The organism is Streptomyces sp. PH9007 (assembly GCF_059813725.1).
The window spans coordinates 2,649,390-2,674,924 of sequence record NZ_CM187440.1 but is presented as its reverse complement, the minus strand read 5'-3'; the positions used below and the strand labels follow the sequence as shown (position 1 = coordinate 2,674,924).

25 protein-coding genes are annotated in these 25,535 nt (G+C 72.1%); 19 read left to right on the top strand and 6 right to left on the bottom strand.

Features of this window, described 5'->3' with window-relative positions; all coding sequences use genetic code 11:
* The first annotated feature begins 71 nt into the window (after positions 1-71).
* The 13 genes from ACTFAP_RS12140 (at position 72) to ACTFAP_RS12080 (ending at position 12,977) form a co-directional block, all read left to right on the top strand.
* Positions 72-1,289, top strand: coding sequence for a DUF7134 domain-containing protein (locus ACTFAP_RS12140; RefSeq protein ID WP_495684563.1), 1,218 nt, complete (start codon positions 72-74; stop codon positions 1,287-1,289).
* Positions 1,290-1,408: 119 nt separating this feature from the next.
* Positions 1,409-2,089, top strand: a complete 681-nt coding sequence (locus ACTFAP_RS12135; protein ID WP_030734959.1) for a response regulator — start codon at positions 1,409-1,411, stop codon at positions 2,087-2,089.
* A 95-nt stretch (positions 2,090-2,184) separates the two neighbouring features.
* Entirely contained in the window at positions 2,185-3,108 is a 924-nt protein-coding gene (locus ACTFAP_RS12130) for a DUF2520 domain-containing protein (RefSeq protein ID WP_495684562.1), read from the top strand.
* A complete protein-coding gene (gene panC, locus ACTFAP_RS12125; protein ID WP_495684561.1) occupies positions 3,105-4,106 on the top strand; it encodes a pantoate--beta-alanine ligase in 1,002 nt (333 codons plus the stop codon). Before ACTFAP_RS12130 ends, panC begins: the two co-directional genes overlap by 4 nt.
* Entirely contained in the window at positions 4,103-5,845 is a 1,743-nt protein-coding gene (locus ACTFAP_RS12120) for an L-aspartate oxidase (protein WP_495684560.1), read from the top strand. The genes panC and ACTFAP_RS12120 overlap by 4 nt, the downstream gene beginning before the upstream one ends.
* A complete protein-coding gene (gene nadC / locus ACTFAP_RS12115; protein ID WP_500469055.1) occupies positions 5,842-6,891 on the top strand; it encodes a carboxylating nicotinate-nucleotide diphosphorylase in 1,050 nt (349 codons plus the stop codon). Before ACTFAP_RS12120 ends, nadC begins: the two co-directional genes overlap by 4 nt.
* Positions 6,892-6,893: 2 nt before the next feature.
* Complete coding sequence (locus ACTFAP_RS12110) at positions 6,894-7,691, top strand: type III pantothenate kinase (RefSeq protein ID WP_390118634.1); 798 nt, start codon at positions 6,894-6,896, stop codon at positions 7,689-7,691.
* Between the two features lie 86 nt (positions 7,692-7,777).
* The gene (locus tag ACTFAP_RS12105) at positions 7,778-8,029 is read left to right on the top strand and encodes a hypothetical protein (protein ID WP_386540044.1); all 252 of its coding nucleotides are present in this window, start codon (positions 7,778-7,780) and stop codon (positions 8,027-8,029) included.
* Between the two features lie 69 nt (positions 8,030-8,098).
* Positions 8,099-8,278: a hypothetical protein gene (locus ACTFAP_RS12100; RefSeq protein ID WP_390118637.1), complete on the top strand. Its 180-nt coding sequence runs from the start codon at positions 8,099-8,101 to the stop codon at positions 8,276-8,278.
* Positions 8,279-8,343: 65 nt separating this feature from the next.
* Positions 8,344-8,766, top strand: a complete 423-nt coding sequence (locus ACTFAP_RS12095) for a BlaI/MecI/CopY family transcriptional regulator (RefSeq protein WP_495684558.1) — start codon at positions 8,344-8,346, stop codon at positions 8,764-8,766.
* Between the two features lie 9 nt (positions 8,767-8,775).
* Complete coding sequence (locus ACTFAP_RS12090; RefSeq protein ID WP_078635645.1) at positions 8,776-9,321, top strand: amino-acid N-acetyltransferase; 546 nt, start codon at positions 8,776-8,778, stop codon at positions 9,319-9,321.
* 160 nt (positions 9,322-9,481) lie between these two features.
* Entirely contained in the window at positions 9,482-9,823 is a 342-nt protein-coding gene (locus ACTFAP_RS12085; RefSeq protein WP_390118644.1) for a histone-like nucleoid-structuring protein Lsr2, read from the top strand.
* A gap of 625 nt (positions 9,824-10,448) precedes the next feature.
* Complete coding sequence (locus ACTFAP_RS12080; RefSeq protein ID WP_030734928.1) at positions 10,449-12,977, top strand: ATP-dependent Clp protease ATP-binding subunit; 2,529 nt, start codon at positions 10,449-10,451, stop codon at positions 12,975-12,977.
* An 85-nt stretch (positions 12,978-13,062) separates the two neighbouring features.
* Here the strand turns inward: ACTFAP_RS12080 and ACTFAP_RS12075 are convergent, their stop codons facing one another.
* Positions 13,063-16,218 carry an NACHT domain-containing protein gene (locus ACTFAP_RS12075; RefSeq protein ID WP_500469054.1) on the bottom strand — a complete coding sequence of 1,052 codons (3,156 nt, stop codon included), beginning with the start codon at positions 16,216-16,218 and terminating at the stop codon, positions 13,063-13,065.
* 84 nt (positions 16,219-16,302) lie between these two features.
* Between ACTFAP_RS12075 and ACTFAP_RS12070 the strand changes: the two genes are divergently transcribed.
* Positions 16,303-16,536: a hypothetical protein gene (locus ACTFAP_RS12070; RefSeq protein WP_030734922.1), complete on the top strand. Its 234-nt coding sequence runs from the start codon at positions 16,303-16,305 to the stop codon at positions 16,534-16,536.
* Between the two features lie 42 nt (positions 16,537-16,578).
* Positions 16,579-17,160 (top strand): DNA-3-methyladenine glycosylase I, encoded by a 582-nt coding sequence (locus ACTFAP_RS12065; RefSeq protein ID WP_500469053.1) that lies wholly within the window; start codon positions 16,579-16,581, stop codon positions 17,158-17,160.
* Here ACTFAP_RS12065 and ACTFAP_RS12060 read toward each other — a convergent pair.
* Positions 17,151-17,366: a DUF397 domain-containing protein gene (locus ACTFAP_RS12060; RefSeq protein ID WP_436980249.1), complete on the bottom strand. Its 216-nt coding sequence runs from the start codon at positions 17,364-17,366 to the stop codon at positions 17,151-17,153. The two genes, ACTFAP_RS12065 and ACTFAP_RS12060, sit on opposite strands and share 10 nt — an antisense overlap.
* Before the next feature lie 564 nt (positions 17,367-17,930).
* Between ACTFAP_RS12060 and ACTFAP_RS12055 the strand changes: the two genes are divergently transcribed.
* Positions 17,931-18,836: an alpha/beta fold hydrolase gene (locus tag ACTFAP_RS12055; RefSeq protein WP_500469052.1), complete on the top strand. Its 906-nt coding sequence runs from the start codon at positions 17,931-17,933 to the stop codon at positions 18,834-18,836.
* A gap of 164 nt (positions 18,837-19,000) precedes the next feature.
* Here the strand turns inward: ACTFAP_RS12055 and ACTFAP_RS12050 are convergent, their stop codons facing one another.
* Complete coding sequence (locus ACTFAP_RS12050; protein ID WP_495684555.1) at positions 19,001-19,360, bottom strand: winged helix-turn-helix transcriptional regulator; 360 nt, start codon at positions 19,358-19,360, stop codon at positions 19,001-19,003.
* Positions 19,361-19,430: 70 nt separating this feature from the next.
* Between ACTFAP_RS12050 and ACTFAP_RS12045 the strand changes: the two genes are divergently transcribed.
* A complete protein-coding gene (locus ACTFAP_RS12045) occupies positions 19,431-20,105 on the top strand; it encodes an NADPH-dependent F420 reductase (protein ID WP_500469051.1) in 675 nt (224 codons plus the stop codon).
* 9 nt (positions 20,106-20,114) lie between these two features.
* On the opposite strand, the gene ACTFAP_RS12040 is transcribed toward ACTFAP_RS12045, so the two are convergent.
* Genes ACTFAP_RS12040 through ACTFAP_RS12030 form a run of 3 tightly spaced genes read right to left on the bottom strand, consistent with a single transcriptional unit; the run spans position 20,115 to position 23,464 of the window.
* A complete protein-coding gene (locus ACTFAP_RS12040) occupies positions 20,115-20,831 on the bottom strand; it encodes an ABC transporter ATP-binding protein (protein ID WP_500469050.1) in 717 nt (238 codons plus the stop codon).
* A 2-nt stretch (positions 20,832-20,833) separates the two neighbouring features.
* Complete coding sequence (locus ACTFAP_RS12035) at positions 20,834-22,204, bottom strand: ABC transporter permease (protein ID WP_500469049.1); 1,371 nt, start codon at positions 22,202-22,204, stop codon at positions 20,834-20,836.
* Between the two features lie 18 nt (positions 22,205-22,222).
* On the bottom strand, positions 22,223-23,464 hold the full coding sequence (locus tag ACTFAP_RS12030; RefSeq protein ID WP_500469048.1) for an ABC transporter permease: 1,242 nt from the start codon (positions 23,462-23,464) through the stop codon (positions 22,223-22,225).
* A 117-nt stretch (positions 23,465-23,581) separates the two neighbouring features.
* On the opposite strand from ACTFAP_RS12030, the gene ACTFAP_RS12025 reads away from it, so the two are divergent.
* Both ACTFAP_RS12025 and ACTFAP_RS12020 read left to right on the top strand, forming a co-directional pair.
* Complete coding sequence (locus tag ACTFAP_RS12025) at positions 23,582-24,244, top strand: response regulator transcription factor (RefSeq protein WP_500469047.1); 663 nt, start codon at positions 23,582-23,584, stop codon at positions 24,242-24,244.
* Positions 24,235-25,518, top strand: a complete 1,284-nt coding sequence (locus ACTFAP_RS12020; protein WP_500469046.1) for a sensor histidine kinase — start codon at positions 24,235-24,237, stop codon at positions 25,516-25,518. Before ACTFAP_RS12025 ends, ACTFAP_RS12020 begins: the two co-directional genes overlap by 10 nt.
* Positions 25,519-25,535: the final 17 nt, after the last annotated feature.

Below are 25,535 nucleotides of genomic sequence, written 5' to 3'. Positions count from 1 at the left end.
GTAGCCGACGGCCGCACGGATCGGCCCATCGGCTGACTCCCGAGCCGTGCGCGCTCCCTACTCTGGGTGACATGAACCGGCTCTACGACCTCGTGCGCCGTCACCCCGGCTGGGTGGACGGATCCTGGGGCGTCGTATGGCTGTTCGGCACCGTTGTGATGCTGACGGCGGCGGGCCGCGAGGACTCGATGTACCGCGGCTCCGAGGCCGCCGCCGTGATCGTCTCCCTGACGCTGACCGGTGCGCTGGCCTTCCGCCGCCGGGCGCCGGAGAAGATGCTGCTGCTCGGCATCGCCGCGGGCCTGTTCCAGCTGGCCGCCGACGTCCCGCCGATCCCCTCCGACTTCGTCTTCCTGGTCCTCGTGTTCACCGTGGCGTCCCGGCCGGTGCGCTGGGCCTCCCGGCTCGCCCTCGGGGCCTCGCTCACCGCGCCGGGCCTGGCCACCGTGCGCTGGCCGGACACCAACGAGGAGTCCCTGGCCGGCACCATCATCTCCACTGTCTTCGTCACCGTGATGTTCCTGCTCGCCTGGGTGCTGGGCGACTCGCTGCGCACCCGCCGCGCCTACTACGCCGAGCTGGAGGAGCGCGCCGCCCGGCTGGAGCGCGAACGCGAGACCCAGTCGCGGATCGCGGTCGCCGCCGAACGCGCCAGGATCGCCCGCGAACTCCACGACGTCGTGGCGCACAACGTGTCCGTGATGGTGGTGCAGGCCGACGGCGCCGCCTACGTCCTGGACAGCCACCCCGAGCAGTGCCGCACCGCCCTGGCCACCATCTCCGGCACCGGGCGGCAGGCGCTCACCGAGATGCGCCGGCTGCTGGGCGTGCTGCGCGGGGACGGCGCGAGCACCGCCACCGCGCAGGACTATGTGCCGCAGCCCGGCGTCGAGCAGCTCGCCGAACTCGTCGACCAGGTCCGCGACACCGGGCTGCCCGTCGACTTCCGGATCAGCGGCACCCCGCGCCCGCTGCCCAGCGGCGTCGAGCTGACCGCGTACCGCATCGTCCAGGAGGCGCTGACCAACACCCGCAAGCACGGCGGCCCCGACGCCGGCGCCCGGGTCTGCCTGGACTACGCGGGCGACGCGCTGACGGTGCTCGCCGAGGACGACGGGCGCGGCGCGCAGCGCGAGCTGTACGAGGAGCGTGGCGTCGACGGTCTGGGGCAGGGGCTGATCGGGATGCGCGAACGGGTCGGGATGGTCGGCGGCGAACTGCTCGCCGGGCCCCGGCCCGGCGGCGGCTTCCGGATCTCCGCCACACTGCCGCTGGCCGCCCATCCCTGAGCCCCGCCGTCCCCGGCCACGACCACCCGAGCCACACTCCGCGCGCCACGACCCCCGGGCCCCGGGCCCCGAGGAAGGACCCCCTGGTGACCACGACACCGCAGCCGCCCATCAAAGTCATGCTGGTGGACGATCAGGTCCTGCTGCGCACCGGCTTCCGGATGGTGCTGGACGCCCAGGAGGACATGACGGTCGCCGCCGAGGCCGGGGACGGCGTCGAGGCGCTGGAGGTGCTGCGCTCCACCACCGTGGACGTGGTCCTGATGGATGTGCGGATGCCGCGGCTGGACGGGGTGGAGACCACCCGCCGGATCTGCAAGGAGGGCGCGGGCGGCCCCGGCGACCCCAAGGTGCTGATCCTGACCACCTTCGACCTCGATGAGTACGCCTTCTCCGGCCTCAAGGCGGGCGCGGCCGGGTTCATGCTCAAGGACGTGCCCCCGGACGAACTGCTGGCCGCCATCCGCTCCGTGCACAGCGGCGACGCGGTGGTCGCCCCCTCCACCACGCGGCGGCTGCTGGACCGTTTCATGACGCTGATTCCGGCCGAGCGGCAGCCCGCCCACCCCGAGATCGAGCAGCTCACCGACCGCGAGCGCGAGGTGCTGCTGCTGATCGCGCAGGGCCTGTCCAACGGGGAGATCGCCGGGCAGCTGTTCGTCTCCGAGGCCACCGTGAAGACGCATGTCGGCCGGATCCTCGCCAAGCTCCAGCTGCGCGACCGGGTGCAGGCCGTGGTGCTCGCGTACGAGACGGGCCTGGTGCAGGCGGGCGGGAACGAAAGGCGGCTGGGCCCGTAACCGCGATGGGCCCGTAGCATGGCGTCGACGTCCGGTACCGAGCACACGGACCGGAACGGATGCGAAAGAGGCTGAGCGAGCGCCGTGAACGAGTCGTGACCACCTCCCGCCCCGCCCGGCTCCGCGTGGGCGTGGTCGGCGCCGGCCGCGTCGGCCCCGCGCTGGCCGCCGCCCTCGCCCTGGCCGGACACCGGCCGGTCGCCGCCTCCGGGGTCTCCGACGCCTCCCGGCGGCGCGCCGAGGCGCTGCTGCCCGGGGTGCCGCTGGTCGAGCCCGCCGAGGTCCTGGCCCGCTCCGAACTGGTCCTGCTGACCGTCCCGGACGACGCGCTGCCGGCGCTGGTCGCCGGGCTGGCCGAGACCGGGGCCGTGCGCCCGGGCCAGCTGATCGCGCACGCCTCGGGGCGGTACGGCACCGCCGTCCTCGACCCCGCGACCCGGGCCGGCGGGCTGCCGCTGGCCCTGCACCCGGTGATGACCTTCACCGGCTCGGCGGTGGACGTGCAGCGGCTGGCCGGCTGCTCCTTCGGGGTGACCGCCCCGATGGAGCTGCGGCTGGCCGCCGAGGCGCTGGTCATCGAGATGGGCGGCGAACCCGAGTGGATCGAGGAGCGCGACCGTCCGCTGTACCACGCGGCGCTGGCGCTGGGGGCGAACCATCTGGTCACCCTCGTCGCCCAGTCCCTCGAACTGCTGCGCACCGCCGGGGTCGAGGCCCCCGACCGGATGCTCGGCCCGCTGCTGGGCGCGGCGCTGGACAACGCGCTGCGCTCCGGGGACGCGGCTCTCACCGGCCCCGTGGCGCGCGGCGACGCCGGTACGGTCGCGGCGCATCTGGCCGAACTGCGGGCGCACGCCCCCGGCGCGCTGCCCGGCTACCTGGCGATGGCGCGCACCACCGCCGACCGGGCCCTGGACCACGGGCTGCTGCGCCCGGAAGCGGCCCAGGAACTGCTGGGCGTGCTGGCGGACGGCCCGGTTCCGGGCGAGGGCGGGGCGGAAGGAGACGAGGACCGATGAGGATCGTGCACACACCGCGGGAGCTGGGTGAGCCGTACGGTGCCGGGCCGCCGCGCGCGGTCGTCCCCACCATGGGCGCGCTGCACGAGGGGCACGCGGCGAACATCCGCGCGGCGCGCGCGCTGCTGCCGCCCGGTGGCCAGGTGATCGTGACGGTGTACGTCAACCCGCTCCAGTTCGGGGCGGGCGAGGACTTCGACCGCTACCCGCGCACCCTGGAGGCCGACGCCCGGGTGGCCGAGGCGGCCGGCGCCGATGTGATCTTCGCACCGTCGGACGCGCTCATGTACCCGTCGGGCGAGCCCCTGGTCCGGCTGAGCGCCGGGCCGATGGGCGAACCGCTGGAGGGCGCCACCCGGCCCGGTCACTTCGACGGCATGCTGACGGTGGTCGCCAAGCTGCTGCACCTGACGGCCCCGCGCTACGCGATGTTCGGCGAGAAGGACGCGCAGCAGGTGGCGCTGGTGCGGCGGATGGTCGCCGACCTGAACTTCCCGGTGGAGATCGTCGGCGTCCCCACGGTGCGCGAGGAGGACGGCCTGGCGCTGTCCAGCCGCAACCGTTATCTGAACGCGGCGGAGCGGCGCACCGCGCTGGCGCTGTCCCGGGCGCTGTTCGCGGCCCGCGACCGGCTGTCGGCCGAGGCCGCGCTGGCCGACCGGGCCGCCGCCGGCAAGGCGCCCTTCGGCGACCGGGCCCAGGCCCTGGCCGCCCTGCACGAGGAACGCGCCTCCGCCGACGCCGCCGCCCTGGCCGCCGCGACGGCCGTGCGCACCGGCTCCGCCGCCTCGGCGCGGGCCGCCGCGCACACCGTCCTGACCGAGGCGGCCCGGCTGAACCCGCCCCTGGACCTGGACTACCTGGCCCTGGTGGACCCGGCCACCTTCCGCGAGGTCCCCGACACCCACACCGGCGAGGCGATCATGGCGGTGGCGGCGAAGGTCGGCACCACCCGGCTGATCGACAACACCCGGCTGACCCTGGGAGCCCCGAGATGACGGCACCCGGCACGACCCCGGCCCCGCCCGCGTCCCCCGACGGGCCGCTGCCCGCCCTCGCGCTGTTGCCCGCCCCCGCCGCCGGGTGGGAGGTGGCCGCCGACGTCGTCGTGGTCGGATCGGGCGTCGCCGGCCTCACCGTCGCGCTGCGCTGCGCCGCCGCCGGACAGCGCACCGTCATCGTCACCAAGGCCCGGCTCACCGACGGCTCGACCCGGTGGGCCCAGGGCGGCATAGCCGCCGCCCTCGGCGAGGGCGACACCCCCGAGCAGCACCGCGCCGACACCCACACCGCCGGCGCCGGGCTGTGCGACGACGCGGCCGTCACCGCCCTGGTCACGGAGGGCCCCGGCGCGGTGCGCCGGCTCATCGCCGAGGGCGCGCGCTTCGACACCACCGACGACGGGTCCATCGCCCTCACCCGCGAGGGCGGCCACCACCGGCGCCGCATCGCCCACGCGGGCGGCGACGCCACCGGCGCCGAGATCTCCCGCGCGCTGCTCGCCGCCGTCCGCGCGGCCGGCATCGAGACCATCGAGAACGCCCTCGCGCTCGACCTCCTCAAGGACGCCGAAGGGCACGCCGCCGGCGTCACCCTGCACGTCATGGGCGAGGGCCGGCACGACGGCGTCGGAGCCGTACGGGCCCCCGCCGTGGTGCTCGCCACCGGCGGCATGGGGCAGATCTTCTCCGCCACCACCAACCCCCCGGTCTCCACCGGCGACGGCGTCGCCATCGCGCTGCGCGCCGGCGCCGAGGTCTCCGACCTGGAGTTCGTGCAGTTCCACCCCACCGTCCTGTACCTGGGCCCCGGGGCCGAGGGACAGCAGCCGCTCATCTCCGAGGCGGTGCGCGGCGAGGGCGCCCATCTGGTCGACGCCGACGGCGTCCGCTTCATGACCGGGCAGCACGAGCTGGGCGAACTGGCCCCGCGCGACATCGTCGCCAAGGGCATCATGCGGCGCATGCGCGAGCGCGGCACCGACCACATGTATCTGGACGGCCGGCACTTCGGGGCGGCCATGTGGGAGCGCCGCTTCCCCACCATCCTGGCCGCCTGCCGCGCCCACGGCATCGACCCGGTCACCGGCACCATCCCCGTCGCGCCCGCCGCCCACTACGCCTCGGGCGGGGTCCGTACCGATCTGCACGGCCGCACGACGGTGCCCGGCCTGTACGCGTGCGGCGAGACCGCCTGTACGGGGGTGCACGGCGCCAACCGGCTCGCCTCGAACTCCCTCCTCGAAGGACTGGTCTTCGCCGAGCGCATCGCGGCGCACATCGCGTCGGCGCCCCGCACGCCGGCCACCTCTCCCACCGGCGCCCGGCCGGCGGCCCCGCCCGTACGGCTGCTGCCCCCCGAGGCCAGGACCGCGATCCAGCGCATCATGACCGAGGGGGCCGGGGTGCTGCGCGACCACGCGGGCCTCACCGCCGCCGCCCGCGCCCTGGACGAGCTGGCCGGCGGCCCGGCGGAGGCCGACCGCAAGCCGGCCGAGCCCGGCGCCGACACCTGGGAGACCGCTAATCTGCATCTGGTCGCCCGGGTCCTGGTGACCGCCGCCCTGCGCCGCACCGAGACGCGCGGCTGCCACTGGCGCGAGGACCATCCGGGGCGGGACGACCAGAACTGGCGGCACCACCTCGTGCTCGCCCTGCGGCCGGGCGGCGACGGCGCCCGCGACCCGTACATACGCCCCGATCAGTCAGAGCTTTCGTTCCGAGGAGAAACCCCGTGACCACCCCACCGCCCCGGCCGGCCCCCGTGGAGCTGACCCTGCTGCCCTTCGGCACCGCCCCGGGCGCATCCGGCCCCGCTCCCGGAGGCTGCGGCGACGGCTGCGGCTGTGGCGACGACGGCGCCGGCCCGGCCCACGACCCGCTGGAGTGCGGCCTGGACCCCGATCTGGCGGCGCTGCTGGCGGACGCCGGTCTTGACCCGGTGCTCGTCGAGGACATCGCGCACCTCACCATCGAGGAGGACCTCGACAACGGGGTCGACGTCACCACCGTGGCCACCGTCCCCGAGGACGCCGTCGCGACGGCCGACTTCACCGCCCGCGAGGCCGGTACGGTCGCCGGACTGCGGATCGCCGAGGCCGTGCTGTCCGTGGTCTGCACGGACGAGTTCGAGGTCGAACGGCACGCCGAGGACGGGGACCGGGTCGAGGCCGGACAGGTACTGCTCTCGGTGACCGCCCGCACCCGCGATCTGCTCACCGGCGAGCGCGGCGCGCTGAACCTGCTGTGCCGGCTCTCCGGCGTGGCCACCGCCACCCGGGCGTGGGCGGACGTGCTGGAGGGCACCGGCGCCCGGGTCCGCGACACCCGCAAGACCACCCCGGGGCTGCGCGCCCTGGAGAAGTACGCGGTGCGCTGCGGCGGCGGCGTCAACCACCGGATGTCGCTGTCGGACGCGGCCCTGGTGAAGGACAACCACGTGGTGGCGGCCGGCGGGGTCGGGGAGGCGTTCCGGCGGGTGCGCGAGGAGTTCCCCGGGGTGCCGATCGAGGTCGAGGTGGACCGCCTTGACCAGCTGGCCGAGGTGCTGGAGGAGGGCGCCGACCTGATCCTGCTGGACAACTTCACCCCCGAGGACACCGCGCGCGCCGTGGAGCTGACCGCGGGGCGCGCCACGCTGGAGTCCTCGGGCCGGCTCACCCTCGCGAACGCGGCCCGGTACGCGGCCACTGGCGTCGACTACCTCGCGGTGGGGGCGCTCACCCACTCCGCGCCCATCCTGGACATCGGTCTCGACCTGCGCGCGGCCGAGGGGCGGGGCTGACGATGCTGCTCACCATCGATGTCGGCAACACCCACACGGTGCTCGGCCTGTTCGACGGCGAGGAGATCGTCGAGCACTGGCGGATCTCCACCGACGCCCGCCGCACCGCCGACGAGCTGGCGGTGCTGCTCCAGGGGCTGATGGGCATGCACCCGCTGCTGGGGGAGGAGCTGGGGGACGGCATCGACGGCATCTGCGTGTGCTCCACGGTGCCCTCGGTGCTGCACGAGCTGCGCGAGGTGACCCGGCGCTACTACGGGGACATCCCGGCGGTGCTGGTGGAGCCGGGCGTGAAGACGGGGGTGCCGATCCTCACGGACAACCCCAAGGAGGTCGGCGCGGACCGCATCATCAACGCGGTGGCGGCGGTGGAGCTGTACGGCGGCCCCTGCATCGTGGTCGATTTCGGCACCGCCACGACGTACGACGCGGTCTCGGCGCGCGGCGAGTACGCGGGCGGGGCGATCGCGCCGGGCATCGAGATCTCGGTGGAGGCGCTGGGACTGCGCGGCGCGCAGCTGCGGAAGGTGGAGCTGGCCAGGCCGCGCCATGTGATCGGCAAGAACACCGTGGAGTCCATGCAGTCCGGCATCCTGTACGGCTTCGCCGGGCAGGTGGACGGCGTGGTGGAGCGGATGGCGCGGGAGCTGGCCGACGATCCGGACGATGTGACGGTGATCGCGACCGGCGGGCTGGCGCCGATGGTGCTGCGCGAGGCGACGGTGATCGACGAGCACGAGCCGTGGCTGACGCTGGTGGGGCTGCGGCTGGTGTACGAGCGGAACGTCTCCCGTTCCTGACGCTCCGGGATCCGGGCGGAGCGGGCGCCACGCCGTATGGCAGAGCAATAAGTGCAGATTGTCTGCTAAGCACTTAATGTCAGATTATGTTCACGTCAAAGGGTTCTCCCGTCTTCGCGAAGGCCGGTGACGAGCGCGGCAGGGGCGAGCAGGAGCCGCGCCGCCCCGGGAAGGCGCCCGCGCCCGGTGCGAAGCCCAAGCGGCCCGTACCGACCCCCGCGGAGGTCTTCCCGCCGCACCGGCGCAAGCCCGCCCCGGCGCAGCAGCCGCCGGCCCCCGCCGCTCCGCCGCCGGACAAGGACGGCGCGGAGCAGGGGGGCGGTCCGGGCGAGGGGTGACGCCGGGTCCGGCGCCGCGCGGTGCGGTCGGTAGTGTGGTCCCGCACGGACACAGGAGGCCGGTCACTCATGGACTACATCGCCGCACTCTTCCCTCCCACGGTGATGGCCATCGCCTTCATCGGGGTCATCGTGACGATGGTCAAGTCGCAGGGCGGGGCGAACAAGTACAAGGAAGACGCCGCCGTGGACGCGGCGTTCGCCGCGCGGACGAAGGCGGAGCCGGGGGCGGGCGAGACCCGCGACTGAGCGGGAGCGCGCTCACCAAACCGGACCAAAGCCATATTCCGCCGCCCGGCGGCTATTCTTCAGTTGTGCCTCGGCCATTGGGTGAACTTGAAGACGCGGTGATGACCCGCGTATGGGAGTGGAACCGTCCTGTGACGGTCCGGGAAGTTCTCGAAGATCTGCGCCAGGATCGTTCGATCGCCTATACGACGGTGATGACGGTCCTGGACAACCTGCACCAGAAGGGCTGGGTCCGCCGCGAGCAGGAGGGGCGGGCCTATCGCTATGAGGCCGTCTCCACCCGCGCCGCTTACTCTGCGGCATTGATGAATGACGCCTGGTCCGAGTCGGACAACCCGGCGGCTGCCCTCGTCGCATTCTTCGGGATGATGTCGGCCGAGCAGACCGAGGCATTGCGCGACGCGCTCCGGGTTACCGCCCTGGACGGCTCACGGGAGGGAACCCGCGAGCGGCCCCCCGGGCCGGAAGAGGGACCTTCCCAGCGATAGCCTCCGTTCGTGTCAGACGCATCGGAAGCCAAGAACGCCCCGCGCCGGGTAACGGAAGTCACGGTCCGCCGGGCCAGGACCTCGGATGTGCCCGAGGTGCGCCGTCTCATCGATCTCTACGCGCGTGACCGCATCCTCCTCGACAAGGCGACGGTGACCCTTTACGAGGACATTCAGGAGTTCTGGGTGGCCGAACGCGACTCCGATGCCCGCCTGGTCGGCTGCGGCGCCCTGCACGTCATGTGGGAGGACCTCGCGGAGGTGCGCACCCTGGCCGTCGATCCCCAGTTGAAGGGGCATGCCGTCGGGCACCGGGTACTGGAGAAGTTGCTCCAGACGGCGCGCTGGCTCGGTGTTCGGCGCATTTTCTGTCTGACCTTCGAAGTGGAGTTCTTCATGCGCCACGGCTTCACCGAGATCGGTGAAGCCCCGGTCGCGGGGGATGTCTACAGCGAGCTGCTCCGTTCCAATGACGAGGGAGTGGCGGAGTTCCTCGGTCTCGAGCGAGTGAAGCCCAACACATTGGGTAACAGTCGGATGCTGCTGCATCTCTGATAGCAACAGAGGCGCGGGAGTTATGTCCGAATCGTCCCTCTGTGTCTTATGGAGTTGCCGGGTAATCAGCACTCGGGGTTTGTGTTTTCCCAGGAATGGCGGTTTGATTACACCGCAAGCATGTATTGGTATTCGGCGACTATGAATGAGGAGCAGCCCGGTGGCACAGAAGGTTCAGGTCCTTCTCCTCGATGACCTCAGCGGTGGCGAGGCGGAGGAGACCGTTACGTTCGCCCTTGACGGCAAGACTTACGAGATCGACCTCAACTCCGAAAACGCGGACAAGCTGCGTGACGCTCTCGACCCCTACGTGAAGGCCGGCCGGCGTGCCGGGAGCGGTCGTGGCACGCGTGGCCGTGGCCGTACCGCGGCTCCGGCGGCGGGAAGCGGTCAGGACACCGCGAAAATCCGCGCGTGGGCGAAGGAAAACGGATTCGACGTGAATGACCGGGGCCGGGTTCCCGCCAACATTCGCGAGGCTTACGAGAAGGCCGGCGTCTGATTCAGCGGCCGGGCGCCGGGGGCCTGCATCCCCCGGCCGCGCTCAGTCGCCCCGCCGGGGCCTCTCCCGGCGGACCAAGCGCTTCCCTGACCTGGGGGGCCGTACCCCCGTGGGCGGCCCCCCGCGGTGTGTCCCGGGGCCGCCGGTTCACCGGTGTCATGTCTTGAGCGGCCGACCGCGGCGTGCGAGGGTTACGCACAGTCCGCAGACGGGCGCACAGTGTGCGCGCGCCGCGGGTGTCCCCCGACCGGCCGGAACGCGGCGAGGAATTATTCGCGTTCGCCTGTAGCGGATGTCCGTTGCCGCGGCGGCATGGAGTGTCAGTCTTGACGGGTAGGAATCCCACATGGTTGCCCATGACTGAAGGGGCGATTTCCGTAGGTCCGGGTGTGTTGCCCGGCGGCGTTCGCCGTCGGCGTACTCATCCGGGGGTCAAGAGCTTGGCCAGCGGGAACATCGTCTCGCACCATCGGGTTGGAACTGATGTCGCCTGTTCGGGGCACCGGGGCCGGGGACAGGAGCAGACAGTCGGAATGAGCGGTCCCCCGTTGCGGGACTAAGCTGCGGAAGGACAGGGAGGGGACCGACCCCTTTACTGCCTGACCGCTCTGAGGAGCGATTAACGATGTTCGAGAGGTTCACCGACCGTGCGCGGCGGGTTGTCGTCCTGGCTCAGGAAGAAGCCCGGATGCTCAACCACAACTACATCGGCACCGAGCACATCCTCCTGGGCCTGATCCACGAGGGTGAGGGTGTCGCCGCTAAGGCCCTGGAGAGCCTCGGGATCTCTCTTGAGGCGGTCCGTCAGCAGGTGGAGGAGATCATCGGCCAGGGCCAGCAGGCGCCCTCCGGCCACATCCCCTTCACCCCCCGGGCGAAGAAGGTCCTGGAGCTGTCGCTCCGCGAGGCCCTTCAGCTCGGCCACAACTACATCGGCACCGAGCACATCCTGCTCGGCCTGATCCGCGAGGGCGAGGGCGTCGCCGCCCAGGTCCTCGTGAAGCTGGGCGCCGATCTCAACCGGGTGCGGCAGCAGGTCATCCAGCTGCTCTCCGGTTACTCGGGCGGCAAGGAGGCGGCCACCGCGGGCGCCGGCCCCTCCGAGGGCACGCCGTCCACCTCCCTCGTCCTGGACCAGTTCGGCCGCAACCTCACGCAGGCCGCCAGGGAGACCAAGCTCGACCCCGTCATCGGGCGCGAGAAGGAAATCGAGCGGGTCATGCAGGTGCTGTCCCGCCGCACCAAGAACAACCCGGTCCTCATCGGCGAGCCCGGCGTCGGCAAGACCGCCGTCGTCGAGGGCCTGGCGCAGGCCATCGTCAAGGGCGAGGTGCCCGAGACCCTCAAGGACAAGCACCTCTACACCCTGGACCTGGGCGCGCTGGTCGCCGGCTCCCGCTACCGCGGTGACTTCGAGGAGCGCCTGAAGAAGGTGCTCAAGGAGATCCGCACCCGGGGCGACATCATCCTGTTCATCGATGAGCTGCACACCCTGGTCGGCGCGGGTGCCGCCGAGGGCGCCATCGACGCGGCGAGCATCCTCAAGCCGATGCTGGCCCGCGGCGAGCTGCAGACCATCGGTGCCACCACCCTGGACGAGTACCGCAAGTACCTGGAGAAGGACGCGGCCCTCGAGCGCCGCTTCCAGCCGATCCAGGTGGCCGAGCCGTCCCTGCCGCACACCATCGAGATCCTCAAGGGTCTGCGGGACCGGTACGAGGCGCACCACCGTGTGTCCATCACCGACTCCGCGCTGGTGGCGGCGGCCCAGCTGGCCGACCGGTACATCTCGGACCGCTTCCTGCCGGACAAGGCGATCGACCTGATCGACGAGGCCGGCTCCCGGATGCGCATCCGCCGGATGACCGCGCCGCCGGACCTGCGGGAATTCGACGAGAAGATCGCGAACGTGCGCCGGGAGAAGGAGTCCGCGATCGATTCGCAGGACTTCGAGAAGGCCGCTTCGCTGCGCGACGACGAAAAGCAGCTGCTGACGGCGAAGGCGCAGCGCGAGAAGGAATGGAAGTCCGGCGACATGGATGTCGTCGCCGAGGTCGATGAAGAACTGATCGCCGAGGTGCTGGCGGCTTCCACCGGTATTCCGGTCTTCAAGCTGACCGAGGAGGAGACCTCCCGGCTGCTGCGCATGGAGGACGAACTCCACAAGCGCGTCATCGGGCAGAAGGACGCCATCAAGGCGCTCTCGCAGGCCATTCGCCGTACGCGGGCGGGCCTGAAGGACCCGAAGCGCCCCGGTGGCTCGTTCATCTTCGCCGGCCCCTCCGGTGTCGGTAAGACGGAGCTGTCCAAGACGCTCGCCGAATTCCTGTTCGGCGACGAGGACGCGCTGATCGCGCTCGACATGTCGGAGTTCGGCGAGAAGCACACGGTCTCCCGTCTCTTCGGTTCCCCGCCCGGATACGTGGGCTACGAAGAGGGCGGCCAGCTGACGGAGAAGGTGCGGCGCAAGCCGTTCTCGGTGGTCCTTTTCGACGAGGTCGAGAAGGCGCACCCGGACATCTTCAACTCGCTGCTGCAGATCCTGGAGGACGGTCGCCTGACCGACTCCCAGGGCCGGGTCGTGGACTTCAAGAACACCGTCATCATCATGACCACCAACCTGGGGACGCGTGACATCTCCAAGGGCTTCAACATGGGCTTCGCGGTGGCCGGCGATGTCGCTACCGGGTACGACCGGATGAAGGCCAAGGTCAATGACGAGCTGAAGCAGCACTTCCGGCCGGAGTTCCTCAACCGTGTCGACGACACGGTGGTCTTCCACCAGCTGACGCAGGACGACATCATCCAGATCGTGGACCTGATGATCGCCCAGGTGGACGAGCGGCTGAAGGACCGCGACATGGGGATCGAGCTGTCGACGGACGCCAAGCAGTTCCTGGCGAAGCGCGGCTACGACCCGGTCCTCGGCGCCCGCCCGCTGCGCCGGACGATCCAGCGCGACATCGAGGACATCCTGTCGGAGAAGATCCTCTTCGGCGAGCTGCGCCCCGGTCACATCGTGGTGGTCGACACCGAGGGTGAAGGGGACGACAAGAAGTTCACCTTCCGCGGCGAGGAGAAGTCCTCGCTGCCGGACACCCCCCCGGTCGAGCAGGCGGCGAAGGGCGGCCCGAACCTCTCCAAGGAGGCATAGGGCGACCCTGGCCACTGAGCCGGTCCGAGGCCCCCGCAACCCGTCAGGGTTGCGGGGGCCTCGGCGTGTGCGGGGGTGGGCGAGGTCAGTAGCGGGCCGGGGGATGCAGGAGGACGCTGATGTGGGGAGGGAGCTGATCGGCGTCGGCGACCGGGACGGTGTCGGCACAGGTGATCCGGCGCAGGTCGGGGAGCGCGGCGAGCGGTGCCAGGGAGACGGGGGCGCGACGCCCGCCGGTGAGGTTGAGCGTGGCCAGCGACGGGAAGCTGTCGGCGACGGCGGTAAGCCCGTGCGGTGCGTCGGAGATGTCGGCCGTCAACGCGGTGACCGTCGGAAAGCGCAGGCCGGTGCCGGTCAGCTCGGAGAACCCCGCGGCGCAGACAGCCAGGGCGGAGAGCGCCGGCAGGGCGGCGACGGCGTTCCAGCTCGCGGAGCCCATCCGGCTGTGCCGTTCCTGGAGCCTCAGGCCGCGCAGCGTCGGCCAGCTGCCGATGCCGGTCAGATCCTCGACGTAGCCGGGCAGGCTCAACTGCACGAGCCCCGCCCGGGCGGGGAGCGCGGCCAGATCGCCATGGATGACGACGTCCCACAGATAGAGCTCGGAGAGATGAGGGAGCTCGTTCATCCATCCCAGGTCGCCGGCGTCCCCCGGGCCCCGCAGATTCAGGCTGCTGATCGGGAGGCCGGCGAGTATCGAGAGGTCGTCCTGTCCGGTCACATTGGACAGGAGCAGCCGCTGGAGTCCGGGAAACCGGTGGAGAAAGCCGAGTTCGTACAGTCGGTCACCGAGGAAGAGATGGACTTCGGCCACGTCCTTTCCATCCAGGGCCCGGCTGACCTCGGCGGCTGTGAAGTTCCCGCGCAGCGAGTAGTACCGGTGGTCCGGCAGGTCACGCAGCAGCTCCAGCTCTCGCCGGGTGGACGCGGCGATCCGGTAGTTGCCCTCCCGGGAGAGCTGGGACAGCACTTCCCGCGCGTACCTCTCGGTGTCGAAGGAGCTCCACTCGGAGGCCAGCCAGCTCCGTACGGAGGCCGAAGGGTGACGGCAGTAGGGCACCAGCCGGGGAATCGCGGCATCCGTGCCGATACGGGTGGCCGTGATGACCACGGCGCGTGCCTCTTGCTCGGACAGCCCTTCCGGCCCCGGAAGCAGTTCCAGGACCACGGGGCCGAGGTCGGCCAGTCGGTTGGCCTCGGACTCCAGGCGCGGCGGGATCAGCGCGGAGGCCCGCCGCTCCACCAGCTCCCGGACAGCGGGGTCCAACTGGGTGGCCTGCTCCAGGCAGGCCATGGCCAGCAGATGCAGGCGGACCCGGTGTCCGTCTTCCGCGTCGCCCCGCCGCACCAGGGACTCGAGGAGAGCGGCGCGTTCGTCGGGGCGGGCGTGGGCGACCGCCATGCGGATGATGTCCTCCCACTGATCCAGGTGGGCGTTGCGCAGCAGCACGCCGAAGTCCCGTTCCTCCACGGCCTCCCGGGCACCGAGGTAGTCCTGGAAGGTGCGGTGGACGAAGTCGATGGTGCCCGGGCCCGGCTCGCGCAGGAGGCCCGAACGGTTGAGGAGATGGCGGAAGATCTCCTCGGGCGTGCCCTGGCCGGCGACATGCGGCATGGCCGGCAGGACCCGCCGGATCAGGTCGAGGGCGATGTCCGTCTCCATCTCGTACTGGCCGTTGCGGATCAGCCAGTAGGCGAGTTTCTGGAGCAGCAGGGAGGTGGATTCGGCGTCCAGTTCGACGCCGGTGCTGGGCATGCCGCGTTCGCGGTCCCGGCGTTCCAGCAGCATCAGCAGGGCGGCGTCGTACAGCCCCTTGCGGCCGTGCGGGAGATAGCCGCGCCGTTCGCGATGCAGGGCGCAGATCAGGCCGCACATCAGGGGGTTGGTGGCAAGCCGTCCGAGGTCCCGCTGGGTGCGGATCGCCTTCAGCAGGTGCTCGCCGAGCGCGGGCTCCGTCCGAGCCGCCCGGTGCCAGCGGTCGGTGAAGGCGGCGATGTCCTGCCGGCTCATCCGGGCGAGGGCGAGGTCGGTGAACCCTTCCCCGGCCAGCCAGTTGTCGCGTACCGCCGAGGGCCGGGAGGTGACCAGCCACAGGTTGCCGGGGTACGCGTGCAGCAGCTCGCGCAGCCAGCGGCGGGCGGGCTCGCGGTCCTTCTCGGGGATCTCGTCGATGCCGTCGATCAGCAGCAGCCCGCGCCGGGAAGCGAGAACCCGGTCGATCCAGCCGGCCGGCTGGGCGGTGTGGAACGGGCAGCTGACGGCGGACAGGAAGGCGTCGGGGGAGGGGAGATCCCGGCCGCCCCGGGTGAGGGTCCGCAGCGGCAGCACGAAGGGGATACGGCCCAGGAGATGGGTCATACCGTCCGCCGTCTCCTGGCGGGCGGTGGTGGTGGCGAGCCACTGGACGAGGGTGGTCTTGCCGGATCCGGCCTCGCCGCGCAGCAGCACCCGGTCGCGGCCCGCCAGGGCGCGGTCGGCCGGCTGGGGCGGGCTCGGCGGGCGCGCCGACTCCTCGGCCTCGCTCTCCCCGACCGGGTGAGGGGCCTCGCGCTCCGTCGTCCGCAGGCTCAGATAGGCGGTGTCCAGCGGCCAGTCCCGGGACTGGTGGAGGTCGATTCCGTAAATGGTGAGTGTGCTGTGCTTGTCGGTGATGTAGCGGAGATACCGCTTCTCGAAGCGGGCGTCCTCCACCGTCTGGAGGGGGATGCGCTCGGCCAGCAGGTCGAGTTTCCGGATCAGGAGGTCCAGGTCGCGGCTCTGCTCGACCAGCGTCCGGGCGACGAACGTGGAGCGCTGGGTGAAGAAGTTCAGGATGTGGACGCAGGCGGCGTGCAGCAGCCCGTCGTAGAGTGCTTCACCCGCCAGGGACAGGCCAGCGGTCTGTCGCAGCAGGCGCGCCAGACCGGTGGGCCCCAGCCGCACCGCCTGGACGTCCTCCATTTCCAGCCTGCCGAGGGACAGCAGCGACCGGGTCAGGGCGTCGGTCAGCTCCTCCCGCTCGTCCGCGGTGGGGCCGTCGTGCGGGCCCCAGGTCTTCGCAGCGCGGGCGACCAGCTCCCCGCTGAGCTTGCGCAGTTCCCTCTCACCCAACGTACGGGTCTCGCCACGGAAGGACACCAGTGCGGAGATCCGCACCGGGCGGCCGACCAGGCCGGCGCCCGGGCCGTCCTGGTGGAAGAGTTTCTTGATCAGCGGCGCGATGGCGCTCGATGCGAGTCGGAGCCCGCCCCCGGTCGGATCCATGGACAGGAGCGTAGGCGTTCGGCTCGCATCCCGTGCGGGGGAGTTTCATCATGGAAGGGAGGCAGTTCGAGGAGGTGAGCCGCCATGGCTTCGTCGCACACGATGTGGGCCGAGTACGTCGATCCCGGCGAACCCGGGGCTGTGAAGTGGTGGCACATGGTGCGTGAGGGGGACGGGAACGTCGCCATGTGCGGCAAGGAGATGGGGGACGGGGTGGAGCGGCGGTCGGACCGGGAGTGGGGGAACACCGCGGAGCCGTCCTGCCACACCTGTGGCGCGATGTATCTGCGGGAGGTCCCGTACCGGGCGGCGGCCTGAGCCCGGGCGGGATTGTCAGTGCCCTGATGCACACTGTGGGGCATGAGCGACACAACGCGTGCGGTGGCCGGCCCGGACGGGCGGCTGCGCTGCCCCTGGGGCGTACAGCCGGATGACTACCGCGCGTATCACGACACGGAATGGGGCCGGGAGGTCCGGGGGGACGACGAGCTGTTCGAGCGGCTGTGCCTGGAGGCGTTCCAGTCCGGGCTGTCCTGGCTGACGATCCTGCGCCGTCGGGAGGGCTTCCGGTCCGCCTTCGCGCAGTTCCGGATCGGGAAGGTGGCGGCGTACACGGAGGAGGATGCCGCCCGGCTGCTCGCGGACCCGGGGATCATCCGGAACCGGATGAAGATCGACGCCACGCTGCACAACGCGCGGGTGCTCGCGGAGTGGAAGAAGGGCGAGCTGACCGAGCTGATCTGGTCGCACGCCCCGGTGGCCCAGGGCCGTCCCGCGCCCAGGGGGCACGATGACATACCGGCCACGATGGCCGAGTCGACGGCCCTGGCCAAGGACCTCAAGAAGCGCGGCGTCCGCTTTGTCGGGCCGACCACGGCGTACGCCCTGATGCAGGCGTGCGGTCTGGTCAACGACCACCTGGCGGACTGCGCCTACCGCTGACGCGGCGCGTGGTCCCGGAGGTGGAGCCCGCCGGTCTTGATGCGGGTCAGTAACGCCCGGGTGGCGGCGGGTGAGGCGGTGAGCGTGATGGCCGGGATGTCGCTCTCCCGGATCCAGACCGCGGCGGTGGTGGCGGCCAGTTCGACGCAGGCTCCGTTACCGCCGGATCCGCTGAAACTGGACTTCTGCCAGGCCAGATGACGCATGGTTCCCTTCCTACAAGGTGTACAGCAGATGCTGAGGGGACGATTGGGGGCCGGGAGGCCCCGAACGACCCTTCCCCGCAAGGCATTCCGCTTAACGCCGGGCCGCGAGTCGGCACTCACTTTGTAGATGTTCCACAGGTTGGCGGCCCCGGCGTTGTGCTGACGAGGCGCCCGGGCAGCACCGTCCGTGTGCCGTCATTCAAGTCGCCGGGCACGGCACAGCGATGACGTCGCGTGATCGCTCGACGGGCGGGCCGGTGTCCGTGGCGCGGCGCGCGACCGACCGATCCGTCATGGGAAGGGCAGCTCCGTATCCCCCGGCGGGCACGCTGTGTTGCCCTCCCGGCCCGGACCGCCCCCCGCCGGAGCCGCTGCGGGGGTGGTGCCAGCGCCACCCGGAGGCGGGGATCCTGGACCATGGCAGGCCGGGAAAGCCGTCCCCTAGGGTGGAGCGCGTGGCCGAATCCAGCGTGTGCGCCGGGTTGTTGACCTGGCAGGCACCGGATGCCGGCGCGCGCCGCACGCGGTGCCCATTCAGTTGTGCCATCCCCCACGGAGGACCTCATGAGCCGTCAGAAGTTCGCGACAACCGCCGGAATCGCCCTGTGCTGTGCCGTCGTCGGGGTGGGGCTGGTCGGCTGCGACTCGGACACGGACGGTGACTCCTCGGCCCCGGCCCCCGCCCCCGAGGAGGGGTCCGGCGGGGACCTCCTCACCGGGACCCAGACGATCACCGTCGGTGACCACACGGTGAAGGTGTCCTGCTCGGGCGAACCGGCGGACGGCCGGCCGCTCGTCGTCCTGCTGCACGGCGGCGGCGACGATCTGACCACCATGGCCGCTTTCCAGGAGACGCTGAGCGCGGACGGCCGGGTCTGCTCGTACGACCGGCTCGGCGCGGGCGGCAGCGACCAGCCCGAGGGCCCGCAGGACTACGACAGCGTCGGCGAGACGCTGACCGGGGTGCTGGACCAGGTGGCCGGTGACGAACCGGTCGTCCTCGTCGGGCACTCCATGGGCGGGCTGATCGCCGGCCGGTACGCCCCCGACCACCAGGACCGGGTCGCCGGGCTGGTGCTGCTGGACAGCACCTCGCCCACGGCCGGCGCCGACGTCAGCAACCGGATCCCCGAGTCCGACACCGGCCCCGCGGGTGAACTGCGCGCCGAGACCCTCGCCGTCTTCGACGGCGATAACCCGGAGCTGCTCGTCTTCACCGACGGAGACGTCGACTCGGCCGGCGACATCCCGGTGCGGCTCATCCAGCACGGCCAGCGGTACCTGGCCGAGGTGCCCGAGTACGGGGAGGGCCTGGAGGAGGACTGGACCGCCGGCCAGAACAAGTGGCTGGCACTCTCCGAGGACAGTGAGCTGAGCACCGCGGAGAACAGCGGGCACTACATCTACGTCGATGAGCCCGACGTGGCCGTCGCCGCCATCGACGAGGTCACCGCGCGGGCGGCCGGCTGACGGACCGCCGGACGGGGCGGGTGCTGCCGGTGTCGCCGGACCCGCCCCGGGACGTCACCGGCCCCGGGACGTCACCGGCCCCGGGGCGGGCCCGGTCCGTGTGTCACCCAGGAGCAGCGGCAAGTGAACCTGCGACCCCTTGACCCCCGGTCAAGTGCGCTGCCTCATCCGGAGGGCCTCGCGTCGGCGGCGCGGTCCTGGGCCGCCACGACCTCGTCCCCGTAAGCGGCTGCCCAGGCGCCGAAGCCCTCGATGGGCGCCAGCAGAGTGCGCCCCAGTTCCGTCAGCGCGTACTCCACCCGGGGCGGCGCCTCGCGGTAGGTGCGGCGGGCCACCAGGCCGTTGTGTTCCAGGCGCCGCAGGGTCTCGGTGAGGACCTTGCCGCTGATGCCCCCGATCCGGCGGCGCAGATCGTGCGGGCGGGCGGGGCCGTGCCGCAGGGACCAGATGACCACCGGGGTCCAGGTGTTCCCGAGCAGGTCGAAGGCGAGCCGCGTGCGGCAGTCGGCGAGGAAGTCGGGCACCGAATGGTTCCTTTCGGGGTGCCTACCGTTCCCTTCAGCGTGCCAGAGCGGCGCGGTGAAGGAGGCGGGGATGCGCATCGGGATCTTCGGTACGGGGAACATGGCGGACGCCCTCGGCACCCAGTGGGTGCGGGCCGGGCACGAGGTGCTGGTCAGCGGGCGCGATCCGGCGAAGGCGCGGGCGCTGGCCGGCCGGATCGGGCCGGGGGCGTACGCGGGGAGCTGGACGGAGGCGGCGGCGTTCGGGGAGGTGGTGCTGCTCGCGGTACGGGACCATGCCGTCCCCGAGGTGCTGGAAGCCGCCGGGGCCGGGGCGGGCGCGCTGCGCGGGAGGACGCTGATCGACTGCGTCAACGCCGTCGTACCGGGCCGCTTCACCCTCGCCACGGAGGGCGGGCCGGGCATGGCCCGGCGGATCGCCGACGCGGCGCCCGGGGCGCACGTCGTCAAGGCGTTCAACCTCTGTCACGTGGACATCTGGCGGATGCGGCCCCCCGCCTTCGACGGCACACCGCTCGGGGTGCCGCTGTGCGGGGACGACCCGGCGGCCCTGGCCCGCGTACGGTCGCTGATCGCCGACATCGGCTGCCGGCCGGTGGACGGCGGGGGCCTGGCGAGGGCCGGCCTGCTGGAGGCGACCGCGGCGTTCGTGATCGGGGCGTGGGCCGGCGGGGCCGACGTACGGGGGATGTTCCCGCCCTTCGACCCCGGCCACCGCCCCGAGCACCGCCCCGCCCACCGGTGACGGCCGCCCTCACCGCTTCCGCGTCACCGCGCTGACCTTGCCCTTGCGCAGCTGCAGCACCCGGTCGGACGCGGCGGCCAGCGCCTGGTTGTGGGTGACGACGATGACGCACTTGTGCTGCTCGTGAGCCAGTTCCCCGAAGAGCGCGACGATGCCCTCGGCCGTCTCCTCGTCGAGATTCCCGGTGGGCTCGTCCGCGCACAGCACATCGACGTCGCAGGCCAGCGCCCGGGCGACGGCGACGCGCTGCTGCTGACCGCCGGACAGCTTCAGCACGTTGCGGCGGGCCAGGTCGCCGTCCAGGCCGACCTTCGCCAGCAGCTCCAGCGCGTGGGACCTGCGGCTTCCGCCGGCGGGCCGGGACCCGGTGATCTCCATGGCGGTGGTGACGTTCTGCAACGCCGTCATGTACGTCAGCAGGTTGTACTGCTGGAAGATCGTCGCCACATGCCGGTTGCGGTAGCGCTGCAGCCCCAGCGCGGACAGATCCTGCCCGTCGAAGCGGACGGTGCCCCTGGTGGGGCTGTCCAGACCGCTGGCCAGACTGAGCAGCGTGGTCTTCCCGCTGCCCGAGGGGCCCAGGATCGTGGAGAAGGTGCCCCGTTCGAAGTCGAGGCTGATCTGCCGCAGCACGGTGCTCTTGCGGCCCCGGTCCTGGTACGTGTGGCTGACCTCGGTCAGGGACAGGACGGGCTGCTGCGCGGTGGTGGAGGTCGTCGCGGTCACGGTCAGATGCCCTTCGTGAGGATCGTACGGGGGGTCAGCCGCAGGACGGCGGTGGCCGGTACGGCGGCGGCGAGCAGCCCGATGCCGAGTCCGACGCCGGCGAGGGCGCCCACGGCCGAGGGGTCAAGACGTACGGTGATCGTGTCGATGGGGTCGGCGTTCTCGACCGGCGCGTCCAGGGGGTCGATGCCTTCGGCGAGCCCGGTGGAGCCGGGCGCCGGGGCCTGCCATGCGTCGATCTCCTCGTGGGCGGCGGTGACTTCCCGCCGCAGCAGCGCATCGCCCGCCCACTGCGTCACCCGCTCGGCGAGGACCGCGCTCATCGCGATGGCGAACGCCGCGACCACCACGATCTCCAGGGTCTGCTGGGCGATCAGTTTCCCCTTCCGCTCGCCCATCGCCAGCAGAATGCCGCACTCCCGGCGACGGCCCTTGACCGTGAGCGCGGTGAACAGGCCCAGCACGACGGCGCCCGCCCCACCGATCAGCCACATGGCGGCCGTCGCGGACGAGGTGATGCCGCGCAGCGGGCCGGTCATCTGCTGGATCGCCTTGTCGTTGACGGTGAGCGCGAACCCCTCCAGCTCCGCCCCCGCCGTCTCGCGGGCCATCGCCGTGAACGCGTCGAACGTCCCGGGGTCCTTGAGCTGGAAGGTGGCCGAGCCGACCTGCACCGGCACGTCGTCACCCCCGGAGTTCAACCGGCTCAGCGCCCGCGCCGGGATGATCAGCCAGTCACCCGGCTCCTGCCAGTACTCCGGGTCCGGCTCGTCGGAGGGGTTGCGGAAGATGCCCTGGACGGTGAAGTCCGCCTGGTTGTCGCCCGCGGGGTCGTTCTCGGTGAGGGTGAGGGTGTCGCCCACCGCGAGCTGGTTGTGCCGCGCCAGCCGCTCCTCGATGAGGATCACGTTCCGGTCCTGGTCCTCGGCCGTGATCGGCGCGCCGGACAGCAGCCGCCAGGTTCCGCCGCTGAAGTCGGGCAGCAGCGAGGAGTCCAGGACACCGTGCACCAGGGTGTGGCCGTCGCCGAACCCGTCGCCGACGGTGGAGTGCCCGCCGAGCAGCCGGGTGCCGTCGAAGGACCGGTAGGTGTACTTCTCGACCAGCGGGGAACCGCCGATGCGGTCCACCGTCTCCGCGCCGATCCGCGGCGCGGTCAGCTGCCCGCCGCTCACCAGCGCGTCCATGTCGAGTTCCAGTGCGACCTCGGCGCCGACCCGCTCCCTCGCCTCCCGTCCGGCCTGCGCCGCGGCGTCCCTGATGAGGACGCCGCTGAGCACCATGACGGAGATGACCAGGAAGGTCAGCAGCATGAGCAGGGTTCTGCCGGGGCGGGAGCGCAGACTCAGCGCCGCGCGGGTGATGACATTCATGACCGTGTTCGCCTTCGGTTATTCGCTGTGGGTGAGGAGGGAGCGCGGATGCAGGCGCACGATGCCGGCGCCGGGCAGGACGGTGGCCACCAGCGCGATGCCGAGCCCGATCGCGGCGACCGAGCCCACATCGCCCGCCGTCATCAGCAGCGGAGCCGGCCCGTCCGGTGACGGCGGCAGCAGCGCCTCGCCCGCCGGCCGGGCCAGGGCCAGCCCGAGCACGGCCGCCAGCGCCAGGGCGGGAACGGCGACGGCCACCGCCTCCGCCGTGTGCTGGCCGATGAGCTTCCACTTCTGCTCACCGAGGGAGAGCAGCATCCCCAGTTCGGCGCGCCGGGACCGGATCTCCAGCGTCACGATCAGCCCGAGCACCGCCGCGCCGCCCAGCGAGGCCAGCCACCCGAACACGCCCGCGAGCGCGCCGACCCGCTGGATCGGCTCGACCTGCTCCCGGTACGCCTTGTCGTTGATGTCGGCGCGGAACCCGCCCGGGCCCAGCAGCCGTTCCGCCAGCGCCGCCACTTCCCGTGCCTCGTCCGGGGAACCCACCTTGAGGACCGCCTCGTCCAGCGCGGTGCCGAACCCGAGTGCGGAGACCGCCGGAAGGGGCGCGTAGAGCTGGTTGGCGGGGATGTCCCGGGGCGGCACCCACTCGGCGGGGGTGGGCAGCGGCGAGCGGTAGAGGCCGATGATCTCGAAGGGGGTGCGTACCGCGCCGTCCGGCGAGGCCAGTTCGACGGTGTCCCCGACCCGCAGCCCGTTGCGCTCGGCCAGCCGTTCCTCCAGCAGGAGAACCTCGCGGTCCGCGTCCTGTGCGGTGATGCCGCGGCCGGCGACGAGCTCCGTACGGCCCCGGGCGAAGTCGAGCAGCAGCCCGCTGTCGCGGATCCCGCTCAGCGCCAGCCCGTCGCCCCCGGCGTCGTCCCGGCCGTCGTCCTCCGCCCCGGCCGGCTCCGGCGCGTCCGCGGTGACGGGGTCAAGACCCGGCGGCGCCGTCGTCCCCCGCAGCGTCGGGTTGTACCGCTCCACCAAGGGCGACCCGCCCAGCGCGGCGGCGGTCTCCGTGGTCAGCCCGTCCCCGCGCACCGTGACGTCCACGCCGATCCGGCGCTGGGCGTCCGCCTCCTGCCGGGCCGTCGCGCCGCGCAGCAGGGAGCTGCCGAGCAGCAGCACGCCGATGACCAGGAAGATCCCCAGCAGCATCGCGGTTCTGCCCTTCCTGGCTGCGAGGCTGTGGGCCGCGCGCTTGACGAAGTTCATGCCGCAGAGCACACCAGGCGGACGTTTGCAGGCGGGTAAGGCCCGTTACACGCGGATAAGCTCCGCCGCCGCGCACGCTTACCCCGCTGCAACCCGGCCCGTGCTTTCATCGGCGCCATGCGGATCCTGGTAGCCGAAGACCACCGTGTGCTCGCGCGGAACATCGCCACCGGCCTGCGCCGGCAGTCCATGGCGGTCGACATCGCCGCGTCCGGCGACGAGGCCGAGCGGATGTGCCTGCTCACCGAGTACGACGTGCTGATCCTGGACCGCGACCTGCCGGTGCTGACGGGCGACGAGGTGTGCCGGCGGCTCAACGAACGGGCCGACCCGCCGCGCATCCTCATGCTGACGGCCGCCGGGGAGATCGGGGACCGGGTCTACGGCCTGGAGCAGCTGGGCGCCGACGACTATCTCGCCAAGCCCTTCGACTTCACCGAACTCGTCGCCCGCGTACGGGCCCTGAGCCGCCGCGCCCCCAAACCGGCGGCGGTCGCCCTGCGGCACGGCGGCATCGTCCTGGACCGGGCCCGGCACGAGGTCAGGATCGACGGCACCCCCCTGGAACTCACCCCCAAGGAGTTCGCCGTCCTGCGGATGCTGATGGAGGCGGGCGGCGAGGCGGTGCCCCACCGGGAACTGGTGCGCGCCGTGTGGGACGAGCACCTGAACCCCCGGACCAGCGCCGTGCGCGCCACCGTCAGCCGGCTGCGCGGAAAGCTGGGCACCCCGGACCTCATCGCCGCGGACACCGGCGAGGGGTACCGGCTGTGCGGCTGACGGGCCCGGGGAGGCCGGATCCGCGCAACGGGCCGAGCCGGTGGCGACGCCTGCCCCGGCCGACCTTCCGCGCCCGCCTCGCCCTGGCCATCACCGGCCTGCTCCTGCTCGCCGGCGTCGCCCTGCTCACCTTCGTGGTGCTGCTGGCCCGGCACGGCACGGCCCAGCAGGTCAGCTCCATGGAGGTGGTCCGCCTGGACTGCCTGACGCAGCCCGCGGGCGCCGGATGTCAGGAGAGCGGCTCCTCGGGCCCGATGCAACCGGTGGGCCCCACGGGGGCCGGGACGTCGCCCGCGCCCCGGGACGAGCCCCTGCCGGACGGCGTGGCCCTGCGGCTGGTGGACGAGACGGTCCGCGCGGTGCAGGACACCGTGCTCCGGCAGCTGCTGCTGTGGTCCGCGATCGGCCTGCTGCTGATCGCCGCGCTGACCGGCCTCATGGGCTGGTGGCTCGCCGGCCGGGCGCTGCGGCCGGTCGCCGCCGTCACCGACACCGCCCGCCGGATCAGCGAGCAGCACCTGCACGAACGCCTCGCGCTCACCGGCCCCGACGACGAACTCCACCGGCTCGCCTCCACCTTCGACAGCATGCTGGACCGGCTGGAGAAGTCCTTCGAGAGCCGCCGCCGCTTCGTCGCCAACGCCTCCCACGAACTGCGCACCCCGCTGGCCGTCCAGCGCACCAGCCTGGAGGTGGGGCTCGCCGATCCGCTCCCGGAAGGGCTGGCGGAGGTACGGGAGGAACTGCTCGCCGTCAACCGGGACGCGGAGCGGCTGATCGCCTCCCTGCTGCTGCTCGCCCGCAGCGATCTCGGCCTGGACGAGGAGGAGAGCTGGGAGAGCGATCTGGCGGACGCCGCCCGGCAGGCGATCAGGGAATGGGGGCCACGGGCGGCGGAACGGGAGGTCGCCGTCTCCCTGGACACCGGGGGGCCGCTGCCGGTGGCCGGGGACCCGGTGCTGCTGCGGCACCTGGTGACCAACCTGGTGGACAACGCCGTACGGTACAACCGGCCCGGCGGCACCGTGACGGTGCGGCTCGCCGGACGCACGCTCACCGTCGTCAACACCGGCCCCCCGGTGGAACCCGGCCAGGTGGAGCGGATCTTCGAACCGTTCCAGCGCCTCGGCCAGGACCGCACCAGCGTCTCGGGGCACGGTCTCGGCCTGTCCATCGTCGCCTCGATCGCCGAGGCCCACCGGGCCAAGGTCACCGCCCGCCCGGGGACGGACGGGGGGCTCGTCGTCTCGGTGGTGTTCGCCGCCGCTCCGTGACCGGCCGTGCGGCCGGC